Annotated in this window: 17 protein-coding genes and 1 pseudogene; 8 read left to right on the forward strand and 10 right to left on the reverse strand. The window is 69.7% G+C overall.

Going from position 1 to position 17,342, the window contains the following annotated elements:
* The first annotated feature begins 51 nt into the window (after positions 1–51).
* Positions 52–651 (forward strand): ferritin family protein, encoded by a 600-nt coding sequence (locus tag JUB13_RS01335; protein WP_207476537.1) that lies wholly within the window; start codon positions 52–54, stop codon positions 649–651.
* 34 nt (positions 652–685) lie between these two features.
* Here JUB13_RS01335 and JUB13_RS01340 read toward each other — a convergent pair whose 3' ends face one another.
* A complete protein-coding gene (locus JUB13_RS01340; protein WP_207476539.1) occupies positions 686–1,117 on the reverse strand; it encodes a flagellar FliJ family protein in 432 nt (143 codons plus the stop codon).
* Positions 1,114–2,451, reverse strand: coding sequence for a flagellar protein export ATPase FliI (gene fliI / locus JUB13_RS01345; protein ID WP_207476541.1), 1,338 nt, complete (start codon positions 2,449–2,451; stop codon positions 1,114–1,116). The genes JUB13_RS01340 and fliI overlap by 4 nt, the downstream gene beginning before the upstream one ends.
* A gap of 198 nt (positions 2,452–2,649) precedes the next feature.
* Between fliI and ctrA the strand changes: the two genes are divergently transcribed.
* Entirely contained in the window at positions 2,650–3,369 is a 720-nt protein-coding gene (ctrA, locus tag JUB13_RS01350) for a response regulator transcription factor CtrA (RefSeq protein ID WP_207476543.1), read from the forward strand.
* 72 nt (positions 3,370–3,441) lie between these two features.
* On the opposite strand, the gene JUB13_RS01355 is transcribed toward ctrA, so the two are convergent.
* The 5 genes from JUB13_RS01355 to JUB13_RS01375 form a co-directional block, all read right to left on the reverse strand.
* On the reverse strand, positions 3,442–4,278 hold the full coding sequence (locus JUB13_RS01355; protein WP_207476545.1) for a CheR family methyltransferase: 837 nt from the start codon (positions 4,276–4,278) through the stop codon (positions 3,442–3,444).
* A complete protein-coding gene (locus JUB13_RS01360; protein ID WP_207476547.1) occupies positions 4,275–5,441 on the reverse strand; it encodes a protein-glutamate methylesterase/protein-glutamine glutaminase in 1,167 nt (388 codons plus the stop codon). The genes JUB13_RS01355 and JUB13_RS01360 overlap by 4 nt, the downstream gene beginning before the upstream one ends.
* A gap of 9 nt (positions 5,442–5,450) precedes the next feature.
* Positions 5,451–5,816, reverse strand: a complete 366-nt coding sequence (locus tag JUB13_RS01365; RefSeq protein ID WP_207476549.1) for a response regulator — start codon at positions 5,814–5,816, stop codon at positions 5,451–5,453.
* A 64-nt stretch (positions 5,817–5,880) separates the two neighbouring features.
* Entirely contained in the window at positions 5,881–6,375 is a 495-nt protein-coding gene (locus JUB13_RS01370) for a chemotaxis protein CheW (protein WP_207476551.1), read from the reverse strand.
* Positions 6,372–9,065 carry a hybrid sensor histidine kinase/response regulator gene (locus tag JUB13_RS01375; protein WP_207476553.1) on the reverse strand — a complete coding sequence of 898 codons (2,694 nt, stop codon included), beginning with the start codon at positions 9,063–9,065 and terminating at the stop codon, positions 6,372–6,374. Before JUB13_RS01375 ends, JUB13_RS01370 begins: the two co-directional genes overlap by 4 nt.
* A gap of 190 nt (positions 9,066–9,255) precedes the next feature.
* On the opposite strand from JUB13_RS01375, the gene JUB13_RS01380 reads away from it, so the two are divergent.
* Entirely contained in the window at positions 9,256–9,429 is a 174-nt protein-coding gene (locus JUB13_RS01380) for a hypothetical protein (protein WP_207476555.1), read from the forward strand.
* Between the two features lie 652 nt (positions 9,430–10,081).
* On the opposite strand, the pseudogene ftsZ reads toward JUB13_RS01380, so the two are convergent.
* A pseudogene (ftsZ, locus tag JUB13_RS01385) lies at positions 10,082–11,041 on the reverse strand (cell division protein FtsZ); the annotation flags it as partial.
* A gap of 282 nt (positions 11,042–11,323) precedes the next feature.
* Between ftsZ and JUB13_RS01390 the strand changes: the two are divergent.
* Complete coding sequence (locus JUB13_RS01390; protein WP_207476558.1) at positions 11,324–11,500, forward strand: hypothetical protein; 177 nt, start codon at positions 11,324–11,326, stop codon at positions 11,498–11,500.
* A 184-nt stretch (positions 11,501–11,684) separates the two neighbouring features.
* Here the strand turns inward: JUB13_RS01390 and JUB13_RS01395 are convergent, their stop codons facing one another.
* On the reverse strand, positions 11,685–12,314 hold the full coding sequence (locus tag JUB13_RS01395; protein ID WP_328702836.1) for a histidine phosphotransferase family protein: 630 nt from the start codon (positions 12,312–12,314) through the stop codon (positions 11,685–11,687).
* A 76-nt stretch (positions 12,315–12,390) separates the two neighbouring features.
* Between JUB13_RS01395 and JUB13_RS01400 the strand changes: the two genes are divergently transcribed.
* Both JUB13_RS01400 and JUB13_RS01405 read left to right on the forward strand, forming a co-directional pair.
* On the forward strand, positions 12,391–12,573 hold the full coding sequence (locus JUB13_RS01400) for a DUF3553 domain-containing protein (protein ID WP_207476560.1): 183 nt from the start codon (positions 12,391–12,393) through the stop codon (positions 12,571–12,573).
* 107 nt (positions 12,574–12,680) lie between these two features.
* On the forward strand, positions 12,681–13,382 hold the full coding sequence (locus JUB13_RS01405; RefSeq protein WP_207476561.1) for a GNAT family N-acetyltransferase: 702 nt from the start codon (positions 12,681–12,683) through the stop codon (positions 13,380–13,382).
* A 27-nt stretch (positions 13,383–13,409) separates the two neighbouring features.
* Here the strand turns inward: JUB13_RS01405 and JUB13_RS01410 are convergent, their stop codons facing one another.
* The gene (locus tag JUB13_RS01410; protein WP_207476562.1) at positions 13,410–15,356 is read right to left on the reverse strand and encodes an AsmA family protein; all 1,947 of its coding nucleotides are present in this window, start codon (positions 15,354–15,356) and stop codon (positions 13,410–13,412) included.
* Between the two features lie 170 nt (positions 15,357–15,526).
* On the opposite strand from JUB13_RS01410, the gene moaA reads away from it, so the two are divergent.
* Positions 15,527–16,573: a GTP 3',8-cyclase MoaA gene (moaA, locus tag JUB13_RS01415; protein ID WP_207476563.1), complete on the forward strand. Its 1,047-nt coding sequence runs from the start codon at positions 15,527–15,529 to the stop codon at positions 16,571–16,573.
* 4 nt (positions 16,574–16,577) lie between these two features.
* Positions 16,578–17,339 (forward strand): NAD kinase, encoded by a 762-nt coding sequence (locus tag JUB13_RS01420; protein WP_207476564.1) that lies wholly within the window; start codon positions 16,578–16,580, stop codon positions 17,337–17,339.
* Positions 17,340–17,342 lie beyond the last annotated feature (3 nt).

A 17,342-nucleotide genomic window follows, 5' to 3' on the forward strand; every position in this document is an offset into this window, starting at 1 on the left:
CGCGCCGCGCCGCTGTTTCCGGAATCCCGAAACCGCTTCCGGAGGAACCGGATGGGCATGATAGCCCGGATCGACGGCCCCGCGCCCGTCCTCGCCCGCCTCGCGGACCTGCTGCAGCTCGAACACGACGCCCTGCCCGCCTATACGCTCGCGATCCATGCGCTGCGCGACCCCGATCGCCGCGAGGCTGCCCGCGCGTGGCGCGCGGATCACGAGCGCCACGCCGCGGAGCTGACGGCGCTGATCCGCGATCTCGGCGGTATCGCGGTGCCGCTGCCGCACCTGCCGACGGGGCTCTTCAAGCTCGCCGTGCAGGCGATCGGCGCGGCGGGCGGCGGAGATCGAGCCGTCCTGCTGGCCTTCAAGGCCAACGAGCTGCAGGCCCGGGAGAAGTACGCCCGGATGGCGGCGAGCGAGACGCTTCCCGAAGCCGCCGCGGTGCTGGAGCGCGCCGCGGCCGACGAGGCGCGGCACTATGCCTGGGCGGAGTCCGAGCTGGAGCGGCTCGGCGCGGGCTCGGGCACCCCGATGGGCATCGCGAACAACGCGTTCGCTGCCTTCCACAGCGCGCTGGCGGACATGGTCGAAGGCGTGGGACGCGCCGGACTCGAGCTGATGCTGCGCGGCATGCAGGGCACAATGCGGCGCTGAGAACAGAAAGCCGCCGCGGGGACGGCAGGACCTCTCAAGGACCGGCGGTCTCGCGGCGGCGCCGCGCGAAGCCCGTGACGGCGACCTCGTCGAGCATGGCTCCCTCGCGTCGGCGCAGGCGCTCGCGCTCGCGCCGGTCGCGCCCCTCCTGGGCGAGCTCGTAGCGCTTGAGCTCCTGGAAGGCGTCGGCCATCTCGTCGCGCGCGGCCTCGATCTGCCGGGCGACCTGCTCGATAGATTCCTCGAGGCGCCGCCGCCGCTCGATCGCGACCTTGGCATAGGCGGCGTAGCCGTAGCCGACCTCCGCGGACTCTCGGGCCGCGGCCTGCTCGGCCAGCACCTCGTCCTCCAGGCGCTGCTTCTCCCCGGATAGGCGCTCGGCCAGGGCCTCCAGCTCCGCCAGGGCGCGCTGCTTCTCGTCGAGCTTCCACTTGTGGAGCCGGATCAGCGTCTTCAGTTCGCTCATGAGGACCACGCCTCGCCCAGCACGTCCGCGAGCTGCCTGTAACCGGCGGCAAGGTCGGAGACGTCGCGCTTGTCCTGCCGCAGGAAGGCCTCGAGCGGCTCGTTGTAGTGGATGGCCTCGTCCACGAGAGGGTCGCTGCCGCGCCGGTAGGCGCCCAGCCGGATCATCTCCGCCATGTCGTTATAGGCCGACATCAGGCGACGCGCCCGGTTGACTACGCGGTTCTCGTCCTTGGTGTTGCAGCCCGGCATGGTGCGCGAGACCGATCGCAGGATGTTGATCGCGGGATAGCGGCCGCGTTCGCCGATCGCGCGCTCCATCACGATGTGGCCGTCCAGGATGCCGCGCACGGCGTCGGCGACGGGCTCGTTGTGGTCATCGCCTTCCACCAGAACCGTGAAGATGGCCGAGATGTCGCCGCGCCCAGGTGCGCCCGGGCCCGCGCGTTCGAGCAGCCGCGGCAGTTCGGCGAAGACGGTCGGGGGATAGCCCTTGGTCGTCGGAGGCTCGCCCGCCGACAGGCCGATCTCGCGCTGCGCCATGGCGAAGCGGGTCACGCTGTCCATCATGCACAGAACCTGCCGGCCGGTATCCCGGAAGTACTCGGCGATCGAGAGCGTCATGTAGGCGGCCTGGCGGCGCATCAGCGGCGGCTCGTCGGAGGTCGCGACCACGACGACGGAACGCGCCATGCCCTCGGCGCCGAGATCCTCGGTGATGAACTCCTGCACCTCGCGGCCGCGCTCGCCGATCAGCCCGATCACCGAGACATCCGCCGAGGTGTTGCGGGCCAGCATCGACATCAGCACGGACTTGCCGACGCCCGAGCCCGCGAAGATGCCCATGCGCTGTCCCTGGCACATGGAGAGGAAGGTGTTCAGCGCACGCACGCCAAGGTCGATCTTCGGCCCCACGCGCTTGCGCGAGTGGGCGGCCGGCGGCGCGTTGCGGATCGGAATGCCCAGCGTCCCGGTGACCAGCGGGCCCTTCCCGTCGATGGGTTCGCCCAAGGCGTTAACCACGCGACCCAGCCATGCATCATCAGGGTAGACTTCCGCCTGTCCCGGGGCCATTTCTGCCCGGCAGCCGAGGCCTACGCCGTCCAGCGAACCCAGCGGCATCAGCAGGGCGCGGCCGGTCCGGAAACCGACGACCTCGCAGGGGACGCTGCGCTCGCCGCGCGCAATGACGTTGCACCGGTCGCCAATGGAGAGCCGCCGCTCGATGCCGGCAACCTCCACAAGAAGACCAAGAACCGCCGTGACACGCCCAAACCAGCGATAGTCCGGCAGTCGATCGATCTCGTTAACGAATTGGCTTTGCGAAGCGGCCACGTCTGTGCTTATCTATTGGAATTAACCCTAACCGATCGCTACTACATTCGATCGGGTGGGTAACTTGATGATCCGGTCCGAGTGATTAACTTTGGGTAAAGGATGCCAAGCGTAGCGTTAAGCTGAATCGTCTGTTAACATCTGCGACGGTTCGGCCAGTGCGTGGCGAGCCCCTCCCCTCAACCTCAGGAAGCAATCATGCGGGTTCTGCTTGTCGAGGACGACTCTTCGGTGGCCAAGAGCATCGAACTGATGCTCCAGTCTGAAGGGTTCATCGTGGACAGCACCGATCTGGGCGAGGACGGCCTGGAGATTGGCAAGCTCTACGACTACGACATTATTATCCTCGATCTGATGCTGCCCGACATCGACGGTTACGAGGTTCTGCGGCGCCTCAGGGCCGCGCGGGTCTCGACGCCGATCCTGATCCTGTCCGGCCTTTCGGAGCCCGATCACAAGATCCGCGGCCTCGGTATCGGCGCCGACGACTACCTGACCAAGCCCTTCGACAAGCGCGAGCTGATCGCCCGCATCCAGGCGATCGTACGCCGCTCCAAGGGTCATTCCGACAGCGTGATCCGGACCGGCCGCCTGACAGTGAACCTCGACACCCGCACCGTCGAGGTCGACAGCCAGCCGCTGCACCTCACCGGCAAGGAATACGGCATCCTCGAGCTGCTGAGCCTGCGCAAGGGCACGACGCTGACCAAGGAGATGTTCCTGAACCATCTCTATGGCGGCATGGACGAGCCCGAGCTGAAGATCATCGACGTCTTCGTCTGCAAGCTGCGCAAGAAGCTCGCCAACGCGACCAACGGCGACAACTACATCGAGACGGTGTGGGGCCGCGGCTATGTGCTGCGCGATCCGCACGAGGACGCGGGTTCCAATCCCCGTCTCGCGCAGAAGGCCGGCTAACCGGGCCGGCCCGAGCGGCCGGCCTTGGCCGGTCCGCATCGGCTGTGACGCACCCGGCCGGCCCCGCCGTTCTCAGACGGCGGGGGCGAGCTTCGGGCTTGCTGCCGTCACGTAGAGGCCCCGCTGGTTGTCCATGGGCTTGAACCGCTCGGTGATGCCGAGCACGGTCTCAGCGCCGCCGAGATACAGAACGCCGTCGGGTGGCAGCAGGCGCGCGATGTTCTCGAGAACCCGGGTCTTGGTCGGCTGGTCGAAGTAGATCAGCACGTTCCGGCAGAACACGACGTCGAACTGGCCCAGCGGCGACAGGTCCCCCAGCAGGTTGAACTCGCGGAACTGGACCATCGAGCGGATCTGCTCGTTGATCTGCCACTTGTCGCCGACCTGTTTGAAGTATTTCACCAGATGTTGGATGGGGAGGCCGCGCTGCACCTCGAACTGGGTGTAGATGCCGGCGCGTGCGCGCTCGACCATCTCCGAGGAGATGTCGGTGCCGAGGATCTCGAAGCGCCAGCCCGCGGTCTTGGGGCCGAGCTCCTGCAGCAGCATGCAGAGCGAGTAGGCTTCCTGCCCGCTGGAGCAGGCGGCCGACCAGATGCGGATCGTGCGGCGGCTGGCCCGGGTCTGGAGCAGCGGCGGCAGCACCACGTCGCGGAACAGGTCGAAGGGCCGCTGGTCCCGGAAGAACGATGACTCGTTGGTGGTCATCGCCTCGGTGATGTCGCGCAGCAGCGCCTCGTCCCGCCGCGTCCTGACGCTACCGGCGAGCTCGTCCAGGCCCTTCATGTTCCACTTGCGCGCAACCGGCATCAGCCGGCTTTCGAGCAGGTAGGCCTTGTCCGGCGTCAGCACGAGGCCAGAGCGCTGCTTGAGCAGCGCGCTGAACATGTCGAAATCCTCGACCTTCATGCCGCCGTCCTCATGGCAAGCTTGCGGATCGCAGGGCCAACCTCCTTGAGCGGCAGCACCGCATTGCACACGCCGGCATGCGCGACCGCCCCGGGCATGCCCCAGACGACGCTGCTCGCCTCGTCCTGCGCGAGCACGAGCCCCCCGGCCGCCGCGACCTCCTGGCAGCCGCGCATCCCGTCCTGCCCCATGCCCGTCAGGATCACCGCCAGCACGCGCCGGCCGAAGATGCGCACGATGCTGCGCATCATTGGATCGACCGCGGGACGGCAGAAGTTCTCGGGCGGTTCCTTGTTGATGGTCACGACGGTCCCTGCCCCTCGCTGCGCCAGAACCATGTGGAAGTCGCCGGGCGCTAGATAGATCCGGCCGCCCTGCAGGGCCTCGCCGTCCTTCGCCTCGGCACAGGGTATGCCGCACTGGCGCGTGATGTGCTCGGCCAGGATCGTCGTGAAGGTGGCTGGCATGTGCTGGGTGATCAGGATCGGCTGCGAGATCCCGCCCCTCAGATGCGAAAGCACCTCGAACAGGGCCTGCGGCCCGCCCGTGGAGCTGCCGATCGCGACGATGTCGGGATGCAGCCCGACCGGCATCGAGCGCAGCACCACGGGCGCATGCGTGACGGGCCTGCGGATCGTCGGGGCGGGCAGCGGCGCGCGCTCGCCGCGCGGATCGGTGCGCCTCGTCCCGCCGCGCCGCGCTGCGAGGCCCAGTGCCCTGACCTTCTGCTTGAGCTCTTCGCGGAACACGTCGGCGCCGCTGATCTCGCGGGTCGATGTCGGCTTGGGGATGTAGTCGGCGGCCCCGAGCTGCATCGCCTTCATCGAGACCTCCGCGCCGCGCAGCGTCAGCGTCGAGGCCATGATGATCTTCACATGGGGATCCACGGCCAGGAGCTTCGGGATCGCGGTCAGCCCGTCCATGACGGGCATCTCGATGTCCAGCACGATCACGTCGACCGGCTGGCGCTGAAGCGCGTTCACGGCCATCTGGCCGTCGCCGACCGAGGAGACGACCCGCAGATCGGCGTCGCCCTCCAGGGCCCGCGTCAGGAGCCCGCGGATCACCGCGGAGTCGTCCACGACCATGACCCGGTATGGATCGTCCGCGGCGGGAGCTGCGGCTGCGGAAGGAAGCACGGGGCGGCCCGGCATGTCGATCATGGCACGCCCTCAGATCAGGCCGACCTGAGCGAACTTCGTCTGGATGATGTCGCTGTCGAAGGGCTTCATGATGTACTCGTTGGCGCCGGCCGACAGGGCTTCCTGGATATGCGCCAGGTCGTTCTCGGTGGTGCAGAAGACGACCTTCGGCCGGTCGCCGCCCGCCATCTTCCGCAAACGCCGCAGGAACTCTATCCCGGTCATCACGGGCATGTTCCAGTCCAGCAGGATTGCGTCCGGCATCGCGGCTTGGCAGACCTCCATGGCCTGCCTGCCGTCCTCGGCCTCGGTGCAGGCGAAGCTCAGCTCTTCCAGGATCTTTCGCGCGACCTTGCGGACCACGCGGCTGTCGTCGACGACGAGGCAGGACTTCATCGGTGTGGCCTTGGTACGCGTGGGCGCGGGCCTGCGGGAAGCCGTGGCTTCCCGCCGGGTTCCCTCAGGCGGCCTCGAGATTGGCGAAGTTCAGCAGCTTCGAGACCTCGAGCACCACCAGCAGCGTCTCGTCGAGCCGGTAGATGCCGTTCGACAGGTCGCGCCAGCGCGGGTCCATGGTCGCGGGATTGCGCTCGTACTTGTCCGAGGACAGGCTCAGGACCTCGCCGACGCTGTCGACCATGAGGCTGTAGAGCTCGCCGCGGTGGTCGACCACGATGCTCATCACGGGCTTGTCGCGGTCGCGCGCCGGAAGGCCGAGGCGCAGCCGCACGTCGATCGCCGTGACGATGCGACCGCGGAGGTTCAGCGACCCTGCGACCTCCGGCGGGGCGAGCGGGATGCGGGTGATCTTCTGGTTCCCGAGGACGTCCTGGACCTGCAGCACGGGGATGCCGAAAAGCTGGTCCGCGATCGTCATGGTCACGAAGTCGTCGTTGCCGGTGGCGATGGCGACGTCCGTGCGGGCCTTGGTGGTGGCGGGAAGATTGGTGCTCATGCGGCGGCCCCTTTGGCTTCGACCAGGGTCTGGGACAGGGCGGAGAGTAGCGCGTCGCGGTCGAACTTCGCGACGTAGTCGGTGAACCCGGCCTGGCGGCCGCGATCGAGGTCACGCTGGCTGGCGTGGCTGGACAGCGCCACCAGCGGCACGTCCTGCCAGCGCGGGTCGCGCCGGACGGCCTGGGCGAACTCGAAGCCGCTCATGCCGGGCATCTCGATGTCGCTGACGATCACGTCGAACATCTCGCCCTGCTCGCGCAGCTCCAGCGCGATCTCGGGGCTTTCGACGGTCGTGACCGAGTAGCCCGCCACCGAGAGCAGCGGCGTCAGCAGGTTGCGGAAGAACGGGCTGTCGTCGACCAGCAGCACCCGGTTCTGACGCTCCTCGTCGAAGCCCTCGATCTTGGCGGAACCGAACCAGTCCTTGTAGGCCTGGGTCAGGAAGAAGCCGGCGTCGATCACCTCGGTCGCCTTGCCCGCGATGATGGCGGAGCCCATGAGGCCCGGCCGCTCGTGGGCGAGCTCGACGCTCATCCGGTCCTCCACGATGTCGACGATCTCGTCGACGATCAGGCCCATGGAGCGGTCGCCGTCGGCGAAGACCAGCACCGGCTGGCGTCCCTCGCGCCTGAGCTCCCAGCCGGCGTCGATCGGGACCAGCGGCATCAGCTTGCCGCGGTACTGCACGACGGGCTGGCCGTTGGAGATCTCGACCGTGGCAAGGTCGATGTCCTCCAGGCGCGCAACCAGCGACAGCGGCACCGCCTTCGGAGCCTCGCCGCCGGCACGGAAGAGCAGCAGCGCCATCCTGTCGTCGCGGTTCGTGGTCTGGGCCACCGCGGTCTCCCGGGACTGCGCGGTCTCGGACACCATCATCTCGCCGGAGGCCGAGGCGATGCCGTTCGGGTCGAGGATCATGATCACCGAGCCGTCGCCCAGGATCGTGTTGCCCGAGAACATCTCGATGTGGCGCAGGATCGGGGCGACCGGCTTGACGACGATCTCCTCGGTGTCGAAGACCCGGTCCACGATGATGCCGAAGGTGTAGGTGCCGACCTGCGTGACCACAATGAAGGTCTCGCTCTGCTCCTGGGCGTCGCCCAGGCGCAGCAGCTTCTGCAGCGAGACCAGGGGCAGCAGGCGGTTGCGCAGCCGCAGCACTGGAGTGCCGTTGATGTGCTCGATCGTGTGCTCGCTGTCGGAGGCCGCGCGGACCAGCTCGATGACGCTGATCTGCGGGATCGCGAAGCGCTCGGCGGCGCATTCGACGATCAGCGCCGAGACGATCGCGAGCGTCAGCGGGATCTTGATGATGAAGCTCGACCCGCGGCCGGTCTGCGACTTCATCTCGATCGTGCCGCCGATCTTCTCGATGTTCGTCTTGACGACGTCCATGCCCACGCCGCGGCCCGAGACGCTCGTGACCTGCTGCGCGGTGGAGAAGCCCGGCCGCATGATGTACTGGGCGATCTGCTGGTCCGACATCTGGGCCAGCTCGGCCTCGGTCGCGAGACCGTTCTGGATCGCCTTCTGCCTGATCCGCTCGATGTTGAGGCCTCGGCCGTCGTCCGAGATCTCGATGATGATGTGCCCGCCCTCGTGATAGGCGTTCAGCGTCACCCGTCCGGTCTCGGGCTTGCCCGCCCGCAGGCGCTCGACCGGAGTCTCCAGACCGTGGTCCGCCGAGTTGCGCACCATGTGCGTCAGCGGGTCCTTGATCAGCTCCAGGACCTGCCGGTCCAGCTCGGTGTCGGCACCGAGCATCTGGAGGTCGATCTTCTTGCCGAGTTCGTGCGAGAGGTCGCGGATGAGGCGCGGCAGCTTCGCCCAGGCGTTCCCGATCGGCTGCATGCGCGTCTTCATGACGCCTTCCTGCAGCTCGGAGGTCACGTGGTTCAGGCGCTGCAGCGGGGCCGCGAACTCGCTCTCCTTCTGCGAGCGCAGGATCTGCAGGAGCTGGTTGCGCGTCAGCACCAGCTCCGAGACCATGGTCATCAGGTTCTCGAGCAGGTCGACGTTGACGCGGATCGTCTGAGCCGCGACCGCCGATTCCTTGTTGAGATCGGCATCGCCGCCCATGGGTGCGGCGGCGTGGACGGGCGGCGGCGGGGCAATGGGCGCCGGCGGCTCGGGCGCCGCTTCCTGGACGACCAGCTCCTTGGTCTGGGCCACCTCGGCCACGGCGGGCGGCGGGGGTGCCTTGACGACGGGGGCCGGCGTCTTGGCCTCCGCGACGGCCGGCGCAGGCGCGGGCTCGGGCTCCGCCGCGACGGCGGGCGGAGCCGGGGCCTTGCCGGGCGCCGCCACGTCCTTGCCCTCGGCGATCGCGTTCAGGCGGGCGATCAGGGCGCTGTCGTCGCCGGCCGGCTCGGCCTCGGTCTGCTCCAGCGCCGCGAGGATGCCCTTGATGACGTCGAGCGATTCAAGGATCGAGGACACGGCACCCGGCGATACCGCCAGCTCGCCGTCCCGGAACTTGCCGAGGACGTTCTCGGCCGCGTGGGCGACATGCTCGAGCCGCGGCAACCCAAGGAAGCCGCAGGTCCCCTTGATCGTGTGGACAAGGCGGAAGATGTTGCTCAGCAGCTCGGGATTGTTCGGATTCTGCTCCAGGCGCACCAGCTCGACGTCGAGAACCGACAGGTTCTCGTTCGTCTCTGTCAAGAATTCGCTGAGCAAATCATCCATGATCGGGTTCCCACTGCCTGTCTTGGCTCTTAGCCTGTTGCTGCCAGGGCCGGCGCCGCATCGCGGGCCGGTCGGCGGCCTTGCCCTTCGGGACGGTGGCCAACGTCGCAAACACTGATTAAAAGTGTCTTACGCCCGCCGCGGCGGCACGGCTCGCGGAGCGGGGATCCGGCGGAAGGATTGGTCGCCGATGACGGATGACGAGGTGGCGGCGGAGCTGCGGCAACGTATTGCCGAGCTCAACGCGGTCCTGGCCACGGCCGCGCGCGGAGGGCTGAAGGTCGAGCTGGAAAGCTCTACGCACCAGACCGCGGGCGGCGCGCCGATGGTCGTGGTCGAAGCGAGGATCTACAAGCAGCTGTGACGGCGGCGCCCGAGGCAGGCGCCGCCGTCGTCCTCACGCCTGCGGGCATCCCAGGAGCCTGACCGGGCCGCCCGCCGGAGGTCGAGGCGGCTGGAGGCTCGCCCTGAACCTCAAGCCACTCCCAACTCGCTGAATTCAGACCGGGTTCATGCGATCCGGCATCCACGCCAGATCGCGACCTGCCTTAGAACTTGGCGCGCCGCAAAAAGGCTGGCGTGTCCGTCTGGTGCGGGTCCGCCGCCTCGTAGTAGCCGCCGGTTCCGGTGGGCGGCAACTCCGCGGGCGGGATGATCGCCTCCTCCGGTGCCCGGGCCCGCCCGGTCGCGCGGGAAAACAGAAACTTCACGCCTCTTCCGCCCGCGGGCCGCGCCGCCGCGGCCTCCACCGCCTCGTGCGAGCCGAACCGGTGCAGCCCCGACGGCGGCGCCGGCATCGCCGCAGAAGCGGCGGGGATGGGGGCCGGCGTGAGGCCGGGAGCAGGCGCAGGCGGCGCGGCGGCCATCCCGTTGAGCACCGCGGACATGGACGGCGCGGCCGCGGACGGCGCGGGAGTGGCGGGATGGGCCGGCGCGGGTGCGAGGCCGCGGTGATAGACGGGGCCGCTCCGCGCCGCCTCGGCGGCGACGGGAACCTGGAGCGTGGCAGGCACGGTATCGATGCCGGTCGCGACCACCGAGACGCGCATGCGGTCCCCGAGCGAGGGATCGAAGGTGGAGCCGAAGATGATGTTGGCGTCGGGGTCGACCTCGTCGCGCACCCGGTTGGCCGCCTCGTCAACCTCGAACAGCGTCATGTCCATGCCGCCGGTGATGTTGATCAGCACGCCCTTGGCGCCCTTCATCGAGACGTCGTCCAGCAGCGGGTTCGAGATCGCGGCCTCCGCCGCATCGATCGCCCGCCGCTCGCCCGTCGCCTCGCCCGTGCCCATCATCGCCTTGCCCATCTCGGTCATCACCGAGCGGATGTCCGCGAAGTCCAGGTTGATCAGGCCCGGCTTGACCATCAGGTCCGTCACCCCCGAGACGCCGGCATGCAGAACGTCGTCCGCCATCTTGAAGGCGTCCGCGAAGGTCGTCTTCTCGTTGGCCACCCGGAACAGGTTCTGGTTCGGGATGATGATCAGCGTGTCGACATACTGCTGCAGCTCGCCAATGCCGCTCTCGGCCAGGCGCATGCGGTGCGCGCCCTCGAAGTGGAAGGGCTTGGTCACCACGCCGACGGTCAGGATGCCCTTCTCGCGCGCCACCCGGGCGATCACCGGGGCCGCCCCGGTGCCGGTGCCGCCGCCCATGCCGGCGGTGATGAAGCACATGTTGGCGCCCTCGAGATGCTCGAGGATCTCCTCGATCTGCTCCTCGGCGGCGGCGCGGCCGACATCGGGGCGCGAGCCGGCGCCGAGGCCGCGGGTGATCGTGGTGCCGAGCTGGATGCGCTTGGTCGAGAGGCTGCCCTTGAGCGCCTGGGCGTCGGTGTTGGCCACCACGAACTCGACCCCTTCGAGCTCGGAGCGGATCATGTTGCTCACCGCGTTGTTGCCGGCCCCGCCGACACCGAACACCGTGATCCGCGGACGCATCTCGAGATCCGGTACGGGGACGCTCAAGTTGATCATGTCGGCCTCGATTTCTTGACGACGCCCGACGATGGATTGAATAAATGCCACAGTCAACAAAGAACGCGGTGACAATAGTTATCGCAATGCTCGGGTCAGGGGTGCTGACTTGAAGTCATTAGCTGGAATTAACACCAACATACTTATGACCTACTCTTTTGTCACTGAACTTCCCCTACTAGATCGGCTGAGCGAATGATAGACCTTCTCATCCCTCGGCATGAAGGGAGAAGCCCAGTGATGGATCGCGGCGTCAGGCGGCGAGGTCTGCGCAGAAGGACGATGGCGACGCTGGCCATCATGGCCGTGGCGGCCGGGGCTGCCGCGGCGATGCTGCGATGGCAGGCGCGCCAGCAGCCGGAACACGCGACGGAGGAGCCCGCACCGATGGAGGCCGAGCAGGCAGGCCTCGATCACGAGAACACGCGCTCCCTGCTCCTGCTCCCCTACCCCCGGTGATCGGCCGCGGCGATGAAGCTCCGCGGGGACAGGTGCGCCGCTTTACGCCGCCCCGCCGGAAGCACGAGCATTCCGGCCCAAGGGGGTAGCGGCGCCTCATGCTGGCGCATCGAGCCACCATGACGCGGACGCGCCGCGCCGGCCCGGTCCAGGCGCATGGGCCGGCAAAGATTAAGGCAGGCGCCTACGCGGCGATGCTGAGCTGCAGGTCCAGGCGGTCGGGCGTCTCCGACGGAGCGATGGACAGGCCGTAGTTCTCGGCGAAGCGGCCGGTCGCGTAGGCGTGCACGGTCCGCGGCGACAGGTCGCCGGGGGCGCAGGCGCCGTCGAAGGCGGTCCGGATGTCCGGCTTCAGCGCCGCGGCCCGCCCGCGCGCCGAGACCGTGACGGTGCCCCCGGATCCGACGAGCGCAAGCGTCCCGCCATAGGCCAGCGCATCCTCGCCCATGATGATCAGGTTCAGGAGCACCTTGGCGAAGCCACGATGGCCCGCCAGCGCGTCGTCCAGCACACCGGCCGGCCATTCCAGCGCGATCTTCGATCCCGAAAGGTAGTTGGCCGCCGCGGTCCGGACTTCGCCGAAGGACGAGGCATCGGTGCCCGCGGCGCCGTAGGCCAGCCGCAGCACCTGCAGCCGGCGCGCGGCCTGTTGCGCGCTGTGGGCGATCAGGCCCATGGCCTCGTCGGCCATGTCCGCGCCCATCTCCTCGATCAGCTCGACGCCGTTGTTGACCGCGCCCACCGGACTGACCAACTCATGGCAGAGCCGCGAGCACAGAAGTTCGAGGACCCGAATGTCCAGGGCTACGGTCACGGCAACTGCTCCGGGAACTTTCGATTTTCGGAACTGACACCGTGGCGCACTCCACCCCGGTCCGGCAAGAGGCAGCTTGAGCGACCCATTCCTTGTCCCCGGCGCCTTCGTGCGCCTTCCGGGCCGCCCCGACTGGGGCATCGGACAGGTCCAGTCGGTGATCGGACGCCGCGTGACCGCGAATTTCGAGGACGCCGGCAAGCAGGTGATCGACATCGGCGTCGTCACGCTCGAGGTCCTCGACCGCGACCAGGATTGAGCAAGCCGTCCTCCGGGCAGCTCCGGAGGCGGCGTCGCGGCGGTTGCGGCCACACGCGCGGCGGCGTAGGACTGGCCTGCCCGCAACCGTCTTCGGATCCCAGCCGCATGCACGTCACGAACGCCTTTGGCCAGCCGGTCGGTCCCGACGTCGAAGGCTGGGCGCCGCGACCGCGGCCGCCGCGTGCGCCCATCACCGGGCGGCTGTGCCGTCTGGAGCCGTTGGACCCCGCGCGCCACGCGGCCGACCTGCACGCCGCCTATGCCGCCGATACCGAAGGGCGGATGTGGACCTACCTGTCCTACGGGCCCTTCGCCTCGGTGGCGGACTACCGGCGCTGGGCCGAGCCAGCCGCGGCCGGCGACGACCCGATGTTCTTCGCGATCCTCGATGCCGAGGGCCGCGCCGTCGGCGTCGCGAGCTACATGCGGATCGATCCCGCCAACGGAGTGATCGAGATCGGCAACATCGCCCTCGCCCCGCGCCTGCAACGCACGGCGGCCGCGACGGAGGCGCTCTACCTGATGATGCGCCGGGCCCTGGACGAGCTTGGCTACCGGCGCTGCGAGTGGAAGTGCGATGCGCTGAACGAGCCGTCGCGCAGGGCCGCGGCCCGCCTCGGCTTCACCTTCGAGGGTGTGTTCCGGCAGGCCGTGGTCGTGCGCGGGCGCAACCGGGACACCGCCTGGTTCTCGGTGATCGACCGCGAGTGGCCGGCCGTCCGCCGGGGCTTCGAGCGCTGGCTGGACCCCTCCAACTTCGACGCCGAGGCCCGGCAGCGGCGCAGCCTGGCGGACTGCCGGGCCTGACCCCCTAGGCCCGTTCCGCCGGACCTATCAGCGGCCGAGGAGCCCCTTCAGAGCGTCGATCGGCTTGCCGCCGCCCGACAGCCCGTCGAGCACGCCCTTCACCGCCTCCTCGGGCTTCCGGCCGCCGAGGGCCTGCCCGGCGAGGCCGGACAGGTCCGGCTTGACACCGGGCTTCGCCAGCGGGCCGCGCACCTGCAGGGGCACCGCGAAGTCGATCCCCTCGGTGCGGGCCTCGATGCGCATGTCGACGGTGGCCGCCGGCAGGTCCACAGTGCCCCGGCCGCTCGCCGCGAGCAGCGGCGCCTTCAGGGAAAGATCCTCGGTGCCGAGGATCCCGTCGCGGATCGTCCAGCTTGCGCCGAGATCGGCGAAGTCGGTGCGCTCGCCGCCCTCGCTCGGAGCGCCGCCGCGCAGCACCGCGACGGCCCCCTGCAGCGCCTGGAGCAGGTCGATGCCGCGGAAGGACCCGTCGCGGAGCTGCGCCGCGCCCTCCCCGTCCAGCGAGGCGAGCATCGCGCGCCGCGTCGAGCCCTCGGCGCGCAGCGACAGCGTGCCGGAAGCCAGGCCCTGAAGGGCGGTGAAGTCAGCGGCCTGGGCGAGCAGCGGGCCCGCCTGCACGCCGTTGAACCGCAGGTCGAGCGAGGCTGCCGGCATCGGGCGGCGGCCGTCCAGACCAATGCGGCCGCCGATGGTGCCGTCGTGCAGGGCCGTGTCGGCGACTGCGAGCTGCAGGAGGCCGTCCTCAAGCGTCAGCTTCGCCTTCGTCGCGCCGAGATCCAGGCCCTTGCCGCCGACGCCTTCGACCGCGATGTCTAGCGCCGCGTCCAGCATGCGCAGCGGTGCCATGTCGATGGGCTGGTCGGGCGGGACCGGAGTGGCCGGCGCCGGCGCACCGGCCGACCCTCCAGCTCCGCCCGCGGCCGGATCGGCAGCCGGGGCGGGCCCCGGAGGGCCCGCCGGCGCGACCGGCCGGTCGAGGCGGACGCGGCCCGTGGCGAGCGATCCCGTCAGGCGCGGGCGGGCGCCGCCGAGGGCCAGGGCCAGGTCGGCGCGGCCCCTGTCAGGCCCAAGCGCCAGCTCAGCCCCGGCGAGGGCGACGCGCTCGCGCCGCGCCTCGATCCGGCCCGCCAGCGACGCGGCCTCCGCCGGAAGCTGCCCGCCCGTGCCGAGCCAGGCGCCGGCTGCCGCCAGGGACTCCGCCTTGACCTCGATGCGGCCGGCCAGGCCGGGCGCCGAGGTATCGGTCGTTCCATCGAAGGCGAGGGTCGCGGGACCGCCCTTCAGGCTCAGGGTCAGGGGGCGGCTGCCGGGATCGCCGGCACCCAGGGACGCGGCGACGGTCATGGGCCGGCCGTCCAGCGTCATCGTACCCTCGACCGCCGCGGGGGCCGAGAGGCCGGACCAGTTCCCCCGAGCCTGGATCGCCTCGGCCAGGTGACGCGTGCCAGCCGCCGCATCGGTCCATTCGACGCGGCCGTTGCGGATCTCGATGGTCTCGAAAACGGGCCCGCCCCCGGCACCGGCGGGCTCCACGGGCTCGCTGGGCGCGCCGGGCTCGGTCCCGGAGCCGCCCGGGGCCGGACGTCCGGCCGTGGCCTGGGGCTCCCAGTTGCCGCGGCCACCGGCATCGCGCGCCAGCCTGATGTCGGGATCGGCCAGGACCAGCTCGTCCACGACGATCCGGCCCGTCAGCAGGGGCAGCGGGCGCAGGGTCACCGAAACCTTGCCGATGCGCGCGAGGTCGGGGCCGCCGTTGCTGCCGGCGACGCGCACGGCCTGCAGCTCGATGGAGGGGCGCGGCAGCACCCTCAGCCCGATGGGCCCGTCGAGGGCCACCTCGTGGCCGATGCGCTGGCCCAGGGACGCGGCCAGAGCGCGCGCGCTCGGCTCGACGGGAACGAGCATCGGCACTGCGATGGCCGCCGCCACGACGACCACCACGACGACGATCAGGGCCGTCAGGATCTTCTTCATGGGTCGGGTCCGTCCTTTTCCCGGAGGCTAGCGCCGTCCCTCGGGCAGCGGAAGTTCGGCAGTCGGAGGGATGATGTTGCGAACGCGCTCGTCGCATCCAACTATGGTATAGGGATGGCAGACGCGGGTCCGGCGACCACTTGGGACCGCGGGCGGGAGGACGGAACGGCATGAGCGAGATCATCACCGAGGGAGGAGCCCCGGCGGACGGCGGCCTGCCGCCTCTGATCGACCCCTTCGGGCGGTCCATCTCCTATCTGCGGGTCTCGGTCACCGACCGCTGCGACTTCCGCTGCGTCTACTGCATGTCCGAGGACATGAGCTTCCTGCCCAAGGCCGAGATCCTCTCGCTCGAGGAGCTGGACCGGGTCTGCTCGACCTTCGTGGCCCTTGGCACGCGCAAGCTGCGCCTGACGGGCGGCGAGCCGCTGGTCCGCAAGAACGTGATGTCGCTCTTCCGCTCGCTCGGGCGGCACCTGCGCTCGGGCGCGCTGGACGAGCTGACGCTGACCACCAACGGCTCCCAGCTCACCCGTTTCGCCGAAGAGCTGCGCGATGCCGGCGTGCGGCGGATCAACGTCTCGCTCGACACGCTCGACCCCGCCAAGTTCCGCGCGATCACCCGCTGGGGCAAGCTGGAGCCCGTGGTGGACGGCCTGGCCGCGGCGAAGGCGGCGGGTCTGGCCGTCAAGATCAACTGCGTCGCGCTCAAGGGCGTCAACGACGACGAGTTCGACCGCATGGTCGCCTGGTGCGGCGAGCATGGCTTCGACCTGGTGTTCATCGAGGTGATGCCCATGGGTGACCTCGGCGCGGAGAGCCGGCTCGACCAGTACCTGCCGCTGACCCGGGTGCGCGCGCAGCTCGAGGAACGCTGGACGCTGGACGAGACCGACTACCGCACCGGCGGCCCCGCGCGCTACGCCCGCTGCCGCGAGACCGGGCAGCGGATCGGCTTCATCACCCCGCTGACGCACAATTTCTGCGAAAGCTGCAACCGGGTCCGCCTGACCTGCACGGGCACGCTCTACATGTGCCTGGGCCAGGAGGACGCCGCCGACCTGCGGGGTCCTCTGCGCGCCTCGGAGGACGAGGCGGCGCTGGTCTCGGCCATCCGCGACGCGGTCTCCCGCAAGCCGCGCGGACATGACTTCGTGATCGACCGCCGACGCCACGGCCCCGCCGTGTCGCGCCACATGTCCGTCACCGGCGGCTGAGGGGATGCTATCCCTCGCCTTCGCGGCCGCCGACACGCCGGACGCGCGGGAGGCCAAGCAGCGGCTGGAGGCGCGCTACGGCGCCGGCGACCCGCGCCTGGCCGACGTCGTCGTGGCGCTGGGCGGCGATGGCTTCCTGCTGGAGACGCTTCACGCGACCCTGGGCCGCCCCGTCGCGGTCTACGGGATGAACCGCGGCTCCGTCGGCTTCCTGCTGAACGAGTATGCCGAGGACGGCCTGCCCGAGCGGGTCGCGCGCGCACGGCGGGTGCCGCTCCACCCGCTTCGCATGCGCGCCACGAAGGTCTCCGGCGAGCTCGTGCAGGGCCTCGCCATCAACGAGGTCTCGCTGCTGCGCGAGACGCGCCAGGCCGCCAAGCTCCGCATCAGCATCGACGGCGTGGTGCGGCTGCCCGAGCTGATCTGCGACGGCTGCCTGCTGGCGACGCCGGCCGGCAGCACCGCCTACAATCTCAGCGCCCACGGGCCCATCGTGCCGCTGCGGGCGGGAATCCTGGCGCTCACCCCGATCAGCGCGTTCAGGCCGCGCCGCTGGCGCGGCGCGCTGCTCCCGCACGAGGCGCGCGTCTCCTTCGAGATCCTGGAGGCGCCCAAGCGCCCCGTCAGCGCGGTGGCGGACTTCACCGAGGTCCGCGACGTGGTCCGCGTCGACGTCTGCGAGGACCGCGCGGTCGAGCTCACGCTCCTCTTCGATCCCGACCAGAGCCTCGAGGAGCGGATCCTGAAGGAGCAGTTCCTGCCCTGAGCC

Source organism: Arenibaculum pallidiluteum (assembly GCF_017355985.1).
Taxonomy (GTDB): Bacteria; Pseudomonadota; Alphaproteobacteria; order Azospirillales; family Azospirillaceae; genus Arenibaculum; species Arenibaculum pallidiluteum.